Annotated in this window: 15 protein-coding genes and 3 tRNA genes; 11 read left to right on the forward strand and 7 right to left on the reverse strand. The window is 38.1% G+C overall.

Features of this window, described 5'->3' with window-relative positions; all coding sequences use genetic code 11:
- Position 1 precedes the first annotated feature (1 nt).
- Positions 2 to 1,261 (reverse strand): ornithine--oxo-acid transaminase, encoded by a 1,260-nt coding sequence (gene rocD / locus B3297_RS09135; protein WP_070563844.1) that lies wholly within the window; start codon positions 1,259 to 1,261, stop codon positions 2 to 4.
- A gap of 121 nt (positions 1,262 to 1,382) precedes the next feature.
- Here rocD and B3297_RS09140 point away from each other — a divergent pair, with 121 nt between their 5' ends.
- A complete protein-coding gene (locus B3297_RS09140) occupies positions 1,383 to 1,835 on the forward strand; it encodes an Lrp/AsnC family transcriptional regulator (protein WP_046673539.1) in 453 nt (150 codons plus the stop codon).
- A 51-nt stretch (positions 1,836 to 1,886) separates the two neighbouring features.
- Here B3297_RS09140 and B3297_RS09145 read toward each other — a convergent pair whose 3' ends face one another.
- Positions 1,887 to 2,072, reverse strand: coding sequence for a hypothetical protein (locus B3297_RS09145; protein ID WP_046673540.1), 186 nt, complete (start codon positions 2,070 to 2,072; stop codon positions 1,887 to 1,889).
- A gap of 207 nt (positions 2,073 to 2,279) precedes the next feature.
- Here B3297_RS09145 and B3297_RS09150 point away from each other — a divergent pair, with 207 nt between their 5' ends.
- From B3297_RS09150 to B3297_RS09160, 3 genes are all read left to right on the forward strand, one after another.
- Entirely contained in the window at positions 2,280 to 2,522 is a 243-nt protein-coding gene (locus B3297_RS09150) for a hypothetical protein (protein ID WP_070563841.1), read from the forward strand.
- Positions 2,523 to 2,605: 83 nt separating this feature from the next.
- Positions 2,606 to 3,259, forward strand: a complete 654-nt coding sequence (locus B3297_RS09155; protein ID WP_083295848.1) for an NAD(P)H-binding protein — start codon at positions 2,606 to 2,608, stop codon at positions 3,257 to 3,259.
- Between the two features lie 90 nt (positions 3,260 to 3,349).
- Entirely contained in the window at positions 3,350 to 4,762 is a 1,413-nt protein-coding gene (locus B3297_RS09160; protein WP_070563835.1) for an alkaline phosphatase, read from the forward strand.
- A gap of 42 nt (positions 4,763 to 4,804) precedes the next feature.
- Here the strand turns inward: B3297_RS09160 and B3297_RS09165 are convergent.
- The 3 genes from B3297_RS09165 to B3297_RS09175 form a co-directional block, all read right to left on the reverse strand.
- Positions 4,805 to 4,877, reverse strand: a tRNA-Thr gene (locus tag B3297_RS09165).
- A 33-nt stretch (positions 4,878 to 4,910) separates the two neighbouring features.
- Positions 4,911 to 4,983: transfer RNA gene (locus B3297_RS09170), tRNA-Thr, on the reverse strand.
- 34 nt (positions 4,984 to 5,017) lie between these two features.
- A tRNA-Thr gene (locus B3297_RS09175) sits at positions 5,018 to 5,090 on the reverse strand.
- Positions 5,091 to 5,361: 271 nt separating this feature from the next.
- On the opposite strand from B3297_RS09175, the gene clpB reads away from it, so the two are divergent.
- On the forward strand, positions 5,362 to 7,962 hold the full coding sequence (clpB, locus tag B3297_RS09180; RefSeq protein WP_070563832.1) for an ATP-dependent chaperone ClpB: 2,601 nt from the start codon (positions 5,362 to 5,364) through the stop codon (positions 7,960 to 7,962).
- 59 nt (positions 7,963 to 8,021) lie between these two features.
- Here the strand turns inward: clpB and B3297_RS09185 are convergent, their stop codons facing one another.
- Positions 8,022 to 8,516, reverse strand: a complete 495-nt coding sequence (locus B3297_RS09185; protein ID WP_070563829.1) for a TlpA family protein disulfide reductase — start codon at positions 8,514 to 8,516, stop codon at positions 8,022 to 8,024.
- A gap of 157 nt (positions 8,517 to 8,673) precedes the next feature.
- Here B3297_RS09185 and purN point away from each other — a divergent pair, with 157 nt between their 5' ends.
- On the forward strand, positions 8,674 to 9,246 hold the full coding sequence (gene purN, locus B3297_RS09190; protein ID WP_070563826.1) for a phosphoribosylglycinamide formyltransferase: 573 nt from the start codon (positions 8,674 to 8,676) through the stop codon (positions 9,244 to 9,246).
- A gap of 244 nt (positions 9,247 to 9,490) precedes the next feature.
- Here the strand turns inward: purN and B3297_RS09195 are convergent, their stop codons facing one another.
- Positions 9,491 to 10,723, reverse strand: a complete 1,233-nt coding sequence (locus B3297_RS09195; protein ID WP_070564477.1) for an MFS transporter — start codon at positions 10,721 to 10,723, stop codon at positions 9,491 to 9,493.
- A gap of 91 nt (positions 10,724 to 10,814) precedes the next feature.
- Between B3297_RS09195 and B3297_RS09200 the strand changes: the two genes are divergently transcribed.
- From B3297_RS09200 to B3297_RS09220, 5 genes are all read left to right on the forward strand, one after another.
- Positions 10,815 to 11,312 carry a PaaI family thioesterase gene (locus B3297_RS09200; protein ID WP_070563819.1) on the forward strand — a complete coding sequence of 166 codons (498 nt, stop codon included), beginning with the start codon at positions 10,815 to 10,817 and terminating at the stop codon, positions 11,310 to 11,312.
- Positions 11,313 to 11,352: 40 nt separating this feature from the next.
- On the forward strand, positions 11,353 to 11,775 hold the full coding sequence (locus B3297_RS09205; protein WP_070563816.1) for a hypothetical protein: 423 nt from the start codon (positions 11,353 to 11,355) through the stop codon (positions 11,773 to 11,775).
- A 101-nt stretch (positions 11,776 to 11,876) separates the two neighbouring features.
- Positions 11,877 to 12,524 (forward strand): SCO family protein, encoded by a 648-nt coding sequence (locus B3297_RS09210; protein ID WP_070563813.1) that lies wholly within the window; start codon positions 11,877 to 11,879, stop codon positions 12,522 to 12,524.
- A gap of 1 nt (position 12,525) precedes the next feature.
- On the forward strand, positions 12,526 to 12,945 hold the full coding sequence (locus B3297_RS09215; RefSeq protein WP_070563810.1) for a c-type cytochrome: 420 nt from the start codon (positions 12,526 to 12,528) through the stop codon (positions 12,943 to 12,945).
- A 208-nt stretch (positions 12,946 to 13,153) separates the two neighbouring features.
- Positions 13,154 to 13,756, forward strand: coding sequence for a TetR/AcrR family transcriptional regulator (locus tag B3297_RS09220; protein ID WP_046673552.1), 603 nt, complete (start codon positions 13,154 to 13,156; stop codon positions 13,754 to 13,756).
- Positions 13,757 to 13,764: the final 8 nt, after the last annotated feature.

Here is a 13,764-nt window from a genome sequence, read left to right on the forward strand (position 1 = left end):
ACTATTTCAAATTAGTCAACGATCGCTCAATGATCCCTAAGCAAGTATCGACTTGCTCTTTTGTAATAACCAGCGGCGGAGCCAATCGAATTTTGTTACCATGTGTAGGCTTCGCTAAAAGTCCATTTTCTTTAAATTTGAGACAGATATTCCAGGCCAAATCACTTTCTTCATCCGCATCAATTACAATGGCAGTCAAGAGCCCCTTTCCTCGCACTTCTGTAATTAACGTAAACTTAGCAGCAATCTGACGCAATCCATCCAAAAACAAGGCCCCCATCTCAAGCGCCCGTTGCGTCAAATTTTCATCCCGCACAACATTTAGCGCTTCCATAGCTACTGCACAGGCTAAGGGATTACCACCATAAGTCGAACCATGTTCGCCCGGTTTAATACACAACATAATGGAATCATTTGCCAACACTGCCGATACCGGCAATACACCGCCCGATAAAGCTTTCCCTAAAATCAGAACATCTGGTTTGCTTTGACTCTGCGCATCATCAATAGCATAGGATGCCAACATGCTTCCCGTCCGAGCAATACCAGTTTGGATTTCGTCTGCAATAAACAATACATTGTATTTTGTACATAATTGTCTCACGCGTATCAGATAATCCTCATCAGGAACGACAATACCCGCTTCGCCCTGAATTGGCTCAACGATAAAACCGGCGATATTTTCATCTGCTTTGAATAACTGTTCTAGTGCATCAACATCATTATAGGGAACGAGTACTATGCCATCTAAAAAGGGACCAAATTCATGTGTTGCAGTAGGATCATTGGATGCCGATATCACAGAGATTGTCCTACCATGGAAATTGTCCTTGGCAAAGACAATTTTCGCTTGATTGGCTGCTACACCTTTCACCTGATAGGCCCATTTACGACAAAGCTTCATTGCTGTTTCCACAGCTTCAACGCCCGAATTCATCACCAAAGCCTTATCAAATCCAAAAAGATGACAAAGCATTTCTTCAAAATCACCCAGTTTATTATTATAAAATGCCCTGGATGTTAATGTTAATTTCTCGGCTTGCTCTTTTAAAGCGTGTACAATCCGTGGATGGCAGTGTCCTTGATTGACAGCTGAATATGCAGATAAGAAATCAAAATAAGACTTTCCATCAACATCCCACACCATAACTCCTTCAGCTCGTTCCAAGACGACCGGAAGAGGATGATAATTGTGCGCTCCATATTTTTCTTCTTTGGCAATGAACATCTCGCCCTTACCTTGTTTAGCTACTGTACTCATAATTCAGTTTTTTCTAATAAGAACAAATATACAATATTTACTTTTTTATTGACTGAAAAATAAAATTTAACACTAAATTAGCATATAAATATTAAAATTAACTTTTAAACCACTTTCTACAATGAATAATATCGATGACTTTGATCTACAGATTTTAAAATATTTAGACGAAGATGGACGGATGGCCTACTCTGCAATAGCAACAGCCATGGGCGTATCCAATACCATGATCCATCAACGAATCAACCGTTTGACGGAACAAGGGATACTGACAGGTATAAAGCCCGTATTGAATGAAAAGAAGCTAGGCTATGATTGGGGTGCTTTTACCGGGCTAAGTTTAGAAAAAGATCATGATTCGAGCAGAATTATTGAAGAGCTCAAAAAAATACCAGAAGTTACAGAATGCTACTATATTACGGGCAACTACACGTTATATGTGAAAATTATTGCTAAAAATCATGAACATATGCGACAACTACTTTATGAAAAAATCGATAGCATTCCAGGAATTGCGAAGACAGACTCCCTTATCGAATTAGGCTGTGCTTTCAAACGTAATATTATATTCTAGCACAAGAAACAACCGAAGGGATCCTGAACACGGATTTTCAGGGTCTCAACGCTATTTACCAATATTTGCTAACTCTTCTTCCGTCCAGTAGATTAATTCTCGTAAAACATACACATTTTCATAACTTCCCAATCCATCGATGTAATCCCACAAATCACCTTCAACCTTCACTGGTCTTCCATGATGAAGTATATCATACCCATTATCTAACCAATTTTGTATCTGCTCTTTATCCATCGTTATTAAAACTTATTGTTAATTATCTTTAAAATGACTATATCAAATATAATGTATTTTACACTGGCTGCCCACAACTGGATAAAAGAAAGTCAAATTTCAACAACTTTTTGACATAGTGTCTATCACTCTTCAAGAAGTTCTCACGCTATTTGACAAATTTTAAAAATAAAAAAGTATATTCGTATAACATTAAATATCAATATTATGGCAGATTTTTTCTACGTTGGATACGAAGGTGAAGACGAATTACTCGAACTGGTGGCAGTATCTACAATTCAATCCCTACTCTATTTCCAAGATGCCGATCAAGAGGACTTTACAACAATAAAAACCGCTATTGATCAAAATTTTATTGTCGAAGAAGATCTAATCACTGTAGCAAACACCCTCCGATTGGATCAATCTATTGTTCGCTTTACTCCTGGCAAGCCTAATTATAAAGATTAATTGCATACTCAATCATCTGGGCAATAACTCTCCGTGAAGCAATTCATTCAAGATAATTAGTAAAGAAAATAAGTAATGAAATAATGAAGGTAGTTTTAATTGGCGGTTCTGGTGCTACAGGAAGGGCGCTCATTCAATTGATGTTGAAATCTAAGGAAGTTACGGAAATCGTTGTTCTTTTAAGACGTGTGTCGTTTGAGGAGCACATTAAATTGAAACAGGTTATCGTAGATTTTGAAAATCTAACGGATTTTGAGCGCGAGATCCAAGGCGACATCGCTATTTCCTGCCTTGGCACCACATTAAAGGATGCAGGCGGTAAAGATGCACAATGGAAAATAGATCATGATCTTAATTTGCAATTTGCGGCATTGGCCAAAAAAAATGGTTTTCCTACCTTTCTCTTATTATCGGCAGTTCTTGCGGATCCTGCATCAAAAATTTTTTATAACCGCATGAAAGGAACCCTTGAACAGGATGTTAAAGCACTTAATTTCAATCGGCTTATCATTTTCCAGCCGGGAGGATTAATTCGACCAAACACAGATCGCTTCGGTGAAAAAACAGCCATTACTGCCCTTCGTATCCTTAATACGATAGGATTATTCAAATCCTATAAGCCACTGTCTGTAGCACAAGTTGCTTCCGCAATTTTACAGGCGATCAATCACTACACAATAGGTATCCACACTGTAAACGTTAAAGATATCCAAAAATTAGCAACAGAAACCAGTTGAATCGCCTAAATAGTAATTCATAATATTGAATTAACAATAAACTAATCCTAAGGCTGTAATTTGTGTTTTTTTAAAATAACAACCATTCAAATGAAAAAACACGTTTTATTTCTGTTTCTCCTCGTTTTTGTACATGTTCTCCCCTCTTTTGGCCAAGAAGCAAAATACATCTTTTATTTAATTGGTGATGGCATGGGCCTCAACCAGGTTAATCTCACCGAAATTCATCAAGCTGAAGTACAGCATAAAGATAACCCCATCCCACTTGTGTTTACCCAATTTCCTCATGTTGGATTTGCCTCCACACATTCACTCTCAAATGGCGTAACGGACTCAGGCGCTGGAGGTACCGCATTAGCCGTTGGAAAAAAAACCAAAAATGGCGTTATCGGTATGGATAGTACAGGAACTGTCCCCTATAAGAGTATAGCTTATGCCGCAAAGCAAAAAGGAAAGAAAGTCGGTATTATTACAAGCGTCAGCATAGACCACGCTACCCCGGCTTCATTTTATGCGCACCAAGCAGACCGCGACATGTATTATGAAATCGGTAAAGAAATTGTCACTTCCAATTTTGATTTTTTTGGCGGATCCAATTTTCTCAAACCCGAAACAACATTTGATCATAAAAAGGCGCCATCGCTTTTCCCCATATTAGAAAAAGCCGGCTATAACGTGCTTAAAGGAAAAGATGCTTATGCACAACTACCAAATAAATCAGATAAGATCATATTGATGAATTCAGATGGCAGTCCCATAGATGCCCTTAAATATGCCATAGACCAAAAGCCAAATGATTTAAAATTGGCAGATATCACATCTGCAGCTATCACTTCACTGCATAAAAACAATACAAATGGTTTCTTTTTAATGATTGAAGGTGGAAAAATTGATTGGGCATGCCATGCAAATGATGCGGCTACAACGATTCAGGAAGTATTGGATTTCAATGCCTCCGTACAACTCGCCTATGATTTTTATAAAAAATTCCCAAATGAAACACTTATAGTCGTTACAGCGGACCATGAAACAGGAGGATTAGGTGTCGGTAATGGAAGTTCTTCGCTGAAAACAAAATTCTTGTCCCACCAAAAAACCTCGCATGCAGAACTTTCGAACGCAATAGGCAACCTTCGTAAGAATAATCCAAATGCAACATGGGACGATCTCAAGAATCTCATTGCTGCTCAAACTGGTTTATTTTCCAAAATTACAATCCATGAAACTGATCGTAGTGCTTTAGAAGCTGCCTATCAAAAAAGCTTTGTCGATCACCAAAATGAAACCGCAAAAAGCCTTTACGCAAGCGACGACAAAATAGCCGCACTGAGTATTTCAATCTTAAATCGGATGGGATCAATAAGCTGGGCCTCTAACAACCATTCGGCCGCCTATGCACCGGTATATGCGATCGGTGTTGGCTCCGAGCAATTCAGTCAGAAAATGGATAACACAGATATACCAAAGAAAATCGCTACAGCAGCAAAACTTAGTTTGGACTAAACAAAAAAAGATCCCTAAGAAATCTTGGGGATCTTTTTTATGAGCCTCTTATCGGAATCGAACCAATGACCTACTGATTACAAGTCAGTTGCTCTACCAGCTGAGCTAAAGAGGCTTTCAAATGAATTTTAATGAGTGTCGCTCAAAGAGCCTCTTATCGGAATCGAACCAATGACCTACTGATTACAAGTCAGTTGCTCTACCAGCTGAGCTAAAGAGGCTTTTTAAAGAAGTTTAATGCATGTTGCTTAAAAGAGCCTCTTATCGGAATCGAACCAATGACCTACTGATTACAAGTCAGTTGCTCTACCAGCTGAGCTAAAGAGGCGTTACTTCTTTTCAATCTTATAACGTCTGACCGTTTTAAGATGCTGCAAATATCGAAAGCTTAAACCAAAAATGCAAGTCGATTTCAAGAATTTTATACCCTGCTAAGCCAATTATTTAAAAATCAAGCGCATTATTTTTGACAACTGAAAATTTGTCATGATTCAATAAAAATTATTGCCATTTTTTCCGAAGTATAGCTTAAAACCCGAATGGCACTTCAATTGTTATAACCAATATGTATCAACGAAACTTTAAATAAGAGAATAAAAATGAATTTTAACAACTATACAATTAAAGCCCAAGAGGCTATACAAAAAGCTTCCGAAATTGCGGCTGGTCATCAACAACAGGCGATTGAGACAGCGCATATTTTAAAAGCTTTACTCACAGTGGATGAAAATGTTGTCAGCCACTTATTAAAAAAGTTAAATGTCAACATCAGCTATCTCGGGACTGAACTTGACAAACAAATTGAAGGTTTTCCGAAGGTTAGTGGCAGCAATATTTATTTAAGTAGCGATGCCAACAATGCACTTCAGAAAGCACAGGGCTATCTCAAAGAATTCAATGATGAATTTGTCTCGGTAGAGCATTTATTATTGGGTATTCTGGCAACTTCTGATAAAACCTCAACATTACTTAAGTCACAGGGCGTTACAGAAAAAGACTTAAAGACCGCCCTAAAAGAATTGCGCGGAAACAGTCGGGTAACTGATCAAAATGCGGAGGCCACCTACAATGCTTTGGGAAAATATGCCCGAAATTTAAATGAATATGCCGAATCCGGAAAATTGGATCCTGTGATTGGCCGTGATGAGGAAATTCGACGTGTGATGCAGATACTCTCCCGTCGTACCAAAAACAACCCGATACTTGTCGGTGAGCCTGGGGTTGGTAAAACGGCTATCGCGGAAGGTATTGCTTACAGAATTATTAAAGGCGACGCACCTGAAAACTTAAAATCTAAGATTGTATTTTCCTTAGATATGGGCGCTTTGGTTGCCGGAGCTAAATATAAAGGTGAATTTGAAGAACGTCTAAAAGCGGTTGTAAAAGAAGTTACCGATTCCAATGGAGACATCATACTCTTTATCGACGAAATCCATACATTGGTGGGTGCTGGAGGTGGTGAAGGTGCAATGGATGCGGCTAATATCCTCAAACCGGCGTTAGCTAGAGGTGAACTACGTGCAATTGGAGCGACAACCTTAAACGAATACCAAAAATACTTTGAGAAAGATAAAGCATTGGAGCGCAGGTTCCAGAAAGTTATGGTTGAAGAACCTGACACGCAAGATGCCATTTCCATTCTCCGTGGCCTAAAAGAACGCTACGAAACACACCATAAGGTACGCATTCTGGATGAGTCTATCATTGCTGCCGTGGAATTGTCACAGCGCTATATTGCCGATCGTTTTCTACCAGATAAAGCGATTGATTTAATTGATGAGGCAGCATCCAAATTGCGCCTTGAAATGGATTCTGTACCGGAAGCTGTCGATGAGCTTGAACGTCGTATCATGCAATTGGAAATTGAGCGTGAAGCTTTGAAACGTGAAAATGACGATAAAAAAGTTGCAGAATTATCGGAAAGTATCGCTAATCTATCTGCGGAAAGAGATACCTTAAGAGCGTCATGGCAAGAAGAAAAGAGTCTTGTTGACAATGTCAATCAAGAGATTGAGAATATTGAAAACTACAAACTCGAAGCTGAGCAGGCCGAACGTTCCGGAGACTATGGAAAGGTAGCAGAACTTCGTTATGGACGAATTAAAGAAGCGCAAGAAAAAGTGGACAAACTAAAGGCTGAACTCGCTGAAAAACAAGAAAGCAAGCGTATGCTCAAAGAAGAAGTTACTTCAGAAGACATTGCTGATGTTGTCGCAAAATGGACAGGAATACCTGTGAGCAAGATGATTCAATCAGAACGCGAAAAATTATTGAATCTGGAGGAAGAGCTTCATAAACGTGTCGCCGGTCAGGATGAAGCAATAGAAGCTATTTCCGATGCCATTCGTCGATCACGTGCTGGATTAAATGATGCGAAACGACCAATAGGATCGTTCATATTTTTGGGGACTACCGGAGTCGGAAAAACCGAACTTGCAAAAGCACTTGCCGAGTTCTTATTTGACGACGAACAATCCATGGTTCGTATTGATATGTCGGAATATCAAGAACGACACGCCGTGTCTCGTTTAATCGGAGCGCCTCCGGGATATGTCGGCTATGATGAAGGCGGACAGTTGACTGAAGCAGTCCGAAGAAGACCCTATTCTGTTGTTTTGTTAGATGAAATTGAAAAAGCTCATCCCGATGTATTCAATATCCTATTGCAGGTATTGGATGATGGCCATCTTACAGACAACAAAGGTCGTACGGTAAACTTCAAAAACACCATTATCATCATGACCTCCAATACGGGGTCAACCATTATACAGGAGAATTTCAGTCATCTGACCGATGATAATAGGGATGAAATTATCGCCAAAACACGCAATGAGGTCTTCGATCTTTTAAAACAGTCGATTCGCCCCGAGTTTTTGAACCGTATCGATGAAGTGATTATGTTTACGCCATTAAGTCGAGACGAAATTGGAGATATTGTTCGTTTACAATTTGCACATGTTCAGAAACAGCTGGCCGAACAAAATATATTCATTACGGCTTCTGATGAAGCAATGGATTGGTTGGCACAGCTTGGTTATGACCCAATTTATGGGGCTAGGCCACTAAAACGTGTTATTCAAAAACGAATTTTAAATGAACTATCAAAGGAAATTTTATCCGGAAAAGTAAATCGCGATTCGATTATTCGTCTGGATGTATTCGACGGTAAATTTGTGTTCATCAATAAACAAGAACAATAAAAAAAGAACGTCCGACAGTACTGTCGGACGTTCTTTTTTTATTGTTAATTTTTAAACATTTAACCTGTAATACCTAAAGCTTTTAACAACTTGTTTACATCGTCTTCGCCGTCCAAATGCTGTACCAATACTTTGGTTTTTGCGTCATAGATATAGAGCGATGGGTAATTGCCTGGCTTAAATTTTTCAATAAATTGAGTTCCAGCATCAAACAAGAATTTGACATTTGGGGCACTTTTCAATGCCTTCGCATGCATATTAATAAATCCATCGACATAAGGCTTATCATTCATGGAGATAAAATAGAAGGATACATTCTTGAATTTGGACAAATTGCGTGCGATACCAGCCCCCATTTTCTGGCAATGGCCACAACCCGGGTCGTAAAAATCCAACACAATATAGCCCGATTTTGGAAGCCTGTCTGAATTAAACTTGCTGGCCTGATAGACCTCCTCAAAAGTAAACGATGGAAGTGTTTTGGGTGCCTGTGCAAAAACAGGTTTAAATAAGAAAAATACACTTACAAAAAATAGGGAACAAAGGAACCTCATGTTAAAGAAATTTAAACCAACAGTGACTATTCAATTAATTTTAATCAATAATACTTAAAAATGCGCTTCAGTCAACTATTATTTTAGTTTTTTTACAAAAAATCCGTAAGTTTGGGCTAATTTTTAAATCGATCAAATCTATTAATACTTATTAATCGTGAAAAAACGAATTGCTATTTTTGCTTCAGGTTCAGGGTCCAATGCTCAAAAAATAATGGAACATTTCAAGTATTCAGATGAAGCTGAGGTTGCCTTGATTTTATCCAATAACCCTGATGCTTACGTTATTCAACGAGCCGACAATTTTGAAATACCTGCACATATATTTGATCGTGACGAATTTTACAAAACCGACAACGTTGTCAACATTCTTAAAAACTTAAATATTGATCTGATTGTTTTGGCGGGTTTTCTTTGGCTCGTTCCAAATAACCTGCTGAAAGCATTTCCAAATCAAATTATAAATATACATCCTGCTCTCCTACCAAAATATGGTGGCAAAGGTATGTATGGTGACCATGTACATAAAGCCGTTTTGGCCAATAAGGAAGAGGAACATGGCATTACGATCCATTTCGCAAATGAACATTTCGACGAGGGGGAAATTATATACCAAGCACGATTCAAAGTGGATCCCAACGATACTTTAGACATTATTAAATTTAAAGGACAGCAACTCGAACATCAGTACTTCCCTAAAATAATTGAAAATCTGATCAAAAAAATGTAAAAACAATCCTATTATTTAGAATTGTTTTAAACAAATTGTAACTTTGTATTATGAACGAAGTTATTGAATCTGTGTTGGAGATCGATGAGTCAGAAAATAAAGCTGGGTTGTTTCAGTTTCGGAATACGGCTATGAACCCTTTTTCTGACTTTTCTTGTGCCTGCTTTAAAAAGTGTTGCAAAAAATATAAAGAAGGCAAACGCTGTAAAAAATGTCCGGGACGAAAAAAATAGCTATTTATTGACTACTCTTCCAGGTAGTCTAAATCTTTATCAAAGCTTTCTTCTAACTGGGTCAACGAATAAATTGCTATACCCGAAAGAACGACAACCATTGTAATTGCTGCTGGCACAATTCCAAATGCATTTACTAGAAGTCCATATAGCATTGTTGACGGAATGAGTGCACCCCGTACAAAATTGGGGGCCGTCGTTGCGACAGTTGCTCTAAGATTTGTACCAAATTGTTCCGCTGAGATAGTCACAAAGGTTGCCCAATACCCTACTCCTAAGCCCATTATAAAGGCAAGGCTTAAAAACTTCGTCGCTGTAATACCATCACTCAATAAATACCATAGTGAGCTTCCAATGATAATTAATTGACATATAAACACCACTTTTTTGCGGGATTTTAAAATCTGTGCGAATATTCCTGCCAGTACATCCCCGATAGAAATACCGATATAGGTAAACATCACCCCTTGACCAGCACTCAGTGTACCTGCAGCCCCCAAGGCCTTGCCGATCTCCGGAGCTTGAGTAACCAAAACACCGACAACAAACCAGATTGGAAGACCAATGCATAGACAGTTGACATACCGTTTTAAGCGGCTTTTATTTGTGAAAAGCATGCGAATATCCCCTTTCACAACACCCGATTTATCTTGCTCCTTAAATAATCCTGATTCAAAAGAGCCAATGCGCAACAATAGCAACAGTAAGCCCATTCCACCACCGACAAAGTAGGCCGTCCGCCAGTCAAATTCTTCCGAGACAAAATAGGCCAATATAGCGCCTAAAACACCGACACCGGCAACCAACATGGTCCCATAACCGCGTTTTGATTTATGCATACTTTCAGAAACCAGGGTAATTCCCGCCCCCAGTTCTCCGGCCAAACCAACGCCCGCTATAAAACGAATAATACCATACATAAGCACATCATGTACAAAACCATTTGCAATATTCGCTACAGAGTATAAAAGAATCGATCCAAAAAGCACTTTTAAACGTCCAAATTTATCCCCTATAATCCCCCAAAGAATTCCACCCAACAGCAAACCGCCCATTTGCATATTGAGCACAAATTCACCTTTTACCCGCATCTCTTCCGCAGGGACGCCAATATCAGTGAAGGACTGAATACGGACGATGGAGAAAATAATCAAATCGTAGATATCGACGAAATAGCCCAGTGACGCAATCATAACCAGTAACCACACTTTTTTATTGGGTTGTTTTTCTTTTATTGTTGACATTTTAGGTTTTTTGATCTGTAAAAATACCATAGTGAAGCTATAAAACCAAGATTTCGAAAAATAATCCGACACATTGTTTTATTTTTGCATCATGAGATATAGTCCACTTGCCTTAACATGGCTATTACGTATTTACCCGCCCTTTCTATTTCAAGGAATCTGGGTAAAAAAAATTAGTCCTGGCTTCCAAGGTGCCAAAGTAAAAATATATAAAACACCATTCAACATCAATACCAACAAAACACTCTTTGGTGGAACAATCTTTTCTGCAGCAGACCCCATCTTCCCTATCCTAATCGACCAATACCTTCAAAAAATTGGCTTTAAGAAAACCGTTGCTTGGTTAAAATCATCACAGATCACCTTTAAGAAACCCGGCAAAACCAGCGTGGAATATTCTGTGCAACTCTCAGAGGAAATCCTTGAAGAATGTGCCCATATTATCCGCACAAAAGGCAAAGTAGTTAAGGATTTTACCCTGGAAATTAAAGATAAGTCTGGTGACCTCTGTGCCACGGTACGTTGTGAAACCTATATTCGTGACTTGAATTTTACATTCCCTTCCAGAAATCGAAATATTGAGCCATAAGAAATTAATATATTTGTCCAATTACCAAAAAACATAAAACATGAATAAAATCGCGTTTGTAGCTATCGCATCCTTGGCAATAGCAGCATGTGGAACCCAGGGAAATGGTGCAACAGGTGTAAAAGCCCTGCAAGATTCAACTATTAAGATACATGATGAAATTATGCCTCAAATCGCTCATTTCGACCGCGATGTTGTTAAGATAGATTCTATTTTGGCAAATTTAAAAAACCTAAAAACAACTAAGGCTGATTTAGACACCAATTTAACAAGAAAAGAGCTAAGCACATTGAAAGCTAATTTAGAAAGTGCTACAGACCATATGATGGACTGGATGAAAGGATATAACCCAGATTCAACAGATGTTAAATATTTTGAAACAGAGCTTCAAAAAGTAAGTGATATGAAAAAAATATTTGATAATGTTGCTAAAGAAAGCCAAGACAAATTAAAGAATTTTTAAATCCAAAAATTCAAATAACACAGTCCGCCCCTCTTTAGGTTAACATTAAGTTGTTCGTGTAAAGATGGAATCAAGCTTTAACAAACAAAACTATTAAATACATGAGATCCATAACTAAATTTTACTGCGCAACTGGTCTTTTACTCGGTTTATTTTCCTGTAAAAACAATAGCCAGACAAGCTTACCCATCTATGGCGAAAGAGAAGCTGTAGAAAAAACAGTTGATGGAAAACAAATCGTAGATACAGTCTATCATACTATTCCGCCTTTTAAACTGCTCAATCAGGATAGTACAATGATTTCAGACAAAGATTTTGAGGGTAAAGTATATATCGCCAACTTCTTCTTTACCCATTGTCCAAGTATCTGTCCAACGATGAATCGCAACCTATTAAAGATATACCAGCAATACAAGGATAATGAAGAAGTTCGTTTCCTGTCCCATAGTATAGACTTTAAATACGATCAACCCTACGTACTGAAAGATTATGCCAATAAATTGGGTGTAACCAATAATCACTGGCAATTTGTTTCGGGGACTAAAGCAGAAATATATGGTCTAGCCAATCAATACCTGGTTTATACCGCTGAAGATAAAAATGCGCCTGGAGGTTACGATCATCAGGGGTACCTTGTCTTAATAGACAAAGATAAGCGAATTCGGGGCGCCTACGACGGTACAAATGATGAGCAAGTAAAAAAACTGATGAACGACTTACCTTTACTCTTGAGCAAGGATAAAAAATAACATGCACATTCTCTTAAAAACAGGTATAACAATTGGTGCTATTTTAGCGGTCTTGATAAGCTGTCAGCATGAAGTTGATATCAAAACTGCGCAATATGCGGTCAACGGTCAAAAGGTATACCGAACACATTGTCAAAATTGTCATGGAGAGAAAGGTGAAGGATTGGGCAATCTCTATCCGCCCCTAACCGATACCACCTTTCTGCAAACTCATCGTCAAGATCTTGCTTGCATCATCAAGCACGGAACTTCTGGTGAACTTGAAGTTGCGGGTAAAAAGTTTAATAATACCATGCCCGCTTCAAATCTTTCCGCAATTGATATCGCTTATGTATTAACCTATATCAATACCAAGATCAACAAAGGGAAAAATTTATATCCTTTGGAAGATGTTGAGAAAAGTTTAAAAGGTTGCAAATAGAAAAGCGGTGATTTAATCAAATCACCGCTTTTCTATTTGCGATCCTTCACCTCTACCTCCCCTCCACCGATCAAAAAAAATAAAAATACGAAAACAATTTCATCTCTTTTTCCTTATTGTATTATTGATTCAAATCGTTTTATATTTATTGATTTATAACAATATTCTGACATTTTGGATCTAAATTAATCGTTAATTTTGCAACCGAATGAACGTTCGATTGATGAATTCCAATGAAAAAATTGCGGCAGTATTTGCCAGCACACTAAAACTTATACAAACAAACGGCTTCCATGGAACGCCGATGAGCAAAATCGCACAAGAGTCTGATGTAGCAATTGGGACTATCTACCATTATTTCCCGTCAAAAGACGATCTAATTTTTGGTTTGTTCAAACATTGTAGAACACTACTCAATGAGTATATTTTTGATGGTATAAAAGATGATTTCGACTATAAAGACTCATTTTTTCATATTTGGCGCAACTTTGTCAAGTTCTATCTAGAGAACGGGCACATCTTTAGTTTTTTTGAGCAGTTTTTTTCCTCTCCTTATTACGAGAAGAACAAAGCTGAGATACAAGAACCTGTGGGGGGGCAAAACAAAGTTGTTGATTTTTTACAGGAAGGCATTGATCGAAAAATTTTGAAGCAGGTAGATGTCCATCTTTTGGTGGCAAGTTACATTGGCGTGGCACTATCAACTGTTCACAGCATCAAATTTAAAGATCTCAAGTTTTCCGAACAAAATGTGGAGGACTTAATGGGGATTATTTGGGATGGGGCTATTAATAGAGAAAAAAATAATTAATTACATAT

This window comes from Sphingobacterium sp. UBA3519 (assembly GCF_002377215.1).
Taxonomy (GTDB): Bacteria; Bacteroidota; Bacteroidia; order Sphingobacteriales; family Sphingobacteriaceae; genus Sphingobacterium; species Sphingobacterium multivorum.

Bases quoted from the DNA above. Each gene is read 5' to 3' on its own strand.
- B3297_RS09215 (WP_070563810.1), top strand. From the start codon at position 12,526: ATGCACATTCTCTTAAAAACAGGTATAACAATTGGTGCTATTTTAGCG.
- B3297_RS09200 (WP_070563819.1), top strand. From the start codon at position 10,815: ATGAGATATAGTCCACTTGCCTTAACATGGCTATTACGTATTTACCCG.
- B3297_RS09160 (WP_070563835.1), top strand. From the start codon at position 3,350: ATGAAAAAACACGTTTTATTTCTGTTTCTCCTCGTTTTTGTACATGTT.
- B3297_RS09185 (WP_070563829.1), bottom strand. From the start codon at position 8,516: ATGAGGTTCCTTTGTTCCCTATTTTTTGTAAGTGTATTTTTCTTATTT.
- B3297_RS09150 (WP_070563841.1), top strand. From the start codon at position 2,280: ATGGCAGATTTTTTCTACGTTGGATACGAAGGTGAAGACGAATTACTC.
- rocD (WP_070563844.1), bottom strand. From the start codon at position 1,261: ATGAGTACAGTAGCTAAACAAGGTAAGGGCGAGATGTTCATTGCCAAA.
- B3297_RS09145 (WP_046673540.1), bottom strand. From the start codon at position 2,072: ATGGATAAAGAGCAGATACAAAATTGGTTAGATAATGGGTATGATATA.
- B3297_RS09210 (WP_070563813.1), top strand. From the start codon at position 11,877: ATGAGATCCATAACTAAATTTTACTGCGCAACTGGTCTTTTACTCGGT.
- B3297_RS09155 (WP_083295848.1), top strand. From the start codon at position 2,606: ATGAAGGTAGTTTTAATTGGCGGTTCTGGTGCTACAGGAAGGGCGCTC.
- B3297_RS09220 (WP_046673552.1), top strand. From the start codon at position 13,154: ATGAACGTTCGATTGATGAATTCCAATGAAAAAATTGCGGCAGTATTT.
- clpB (WP_070563832.1), top strand. From the start codon at position 5,362: ATGAATTTTAACAACTATACAATTAAAGCCCAAGAGGCTATACAAAAA.
- B3297_RS09195 (WP_070564477.1), bottom strand. From the start codon at position 10,723: ATGTCAACAATAAAAGAAAAACAACCCAATAAAAAAGTGTGGTTACTG.
- B3297_RS09140 (WP_046673539.1), top strand. From the start codon at position 1,383: ATGAATAATATCGATGACTTTGATCTACAGATTTTAAAATATTTAGAC.
- B3297_RS09205 (WP_070563816.1), top strand. From the start codon at position 11,353: ATGAATAAAATCGCGTTTGTAGCTATCGCATCCTTGGCAATAGCAGCA.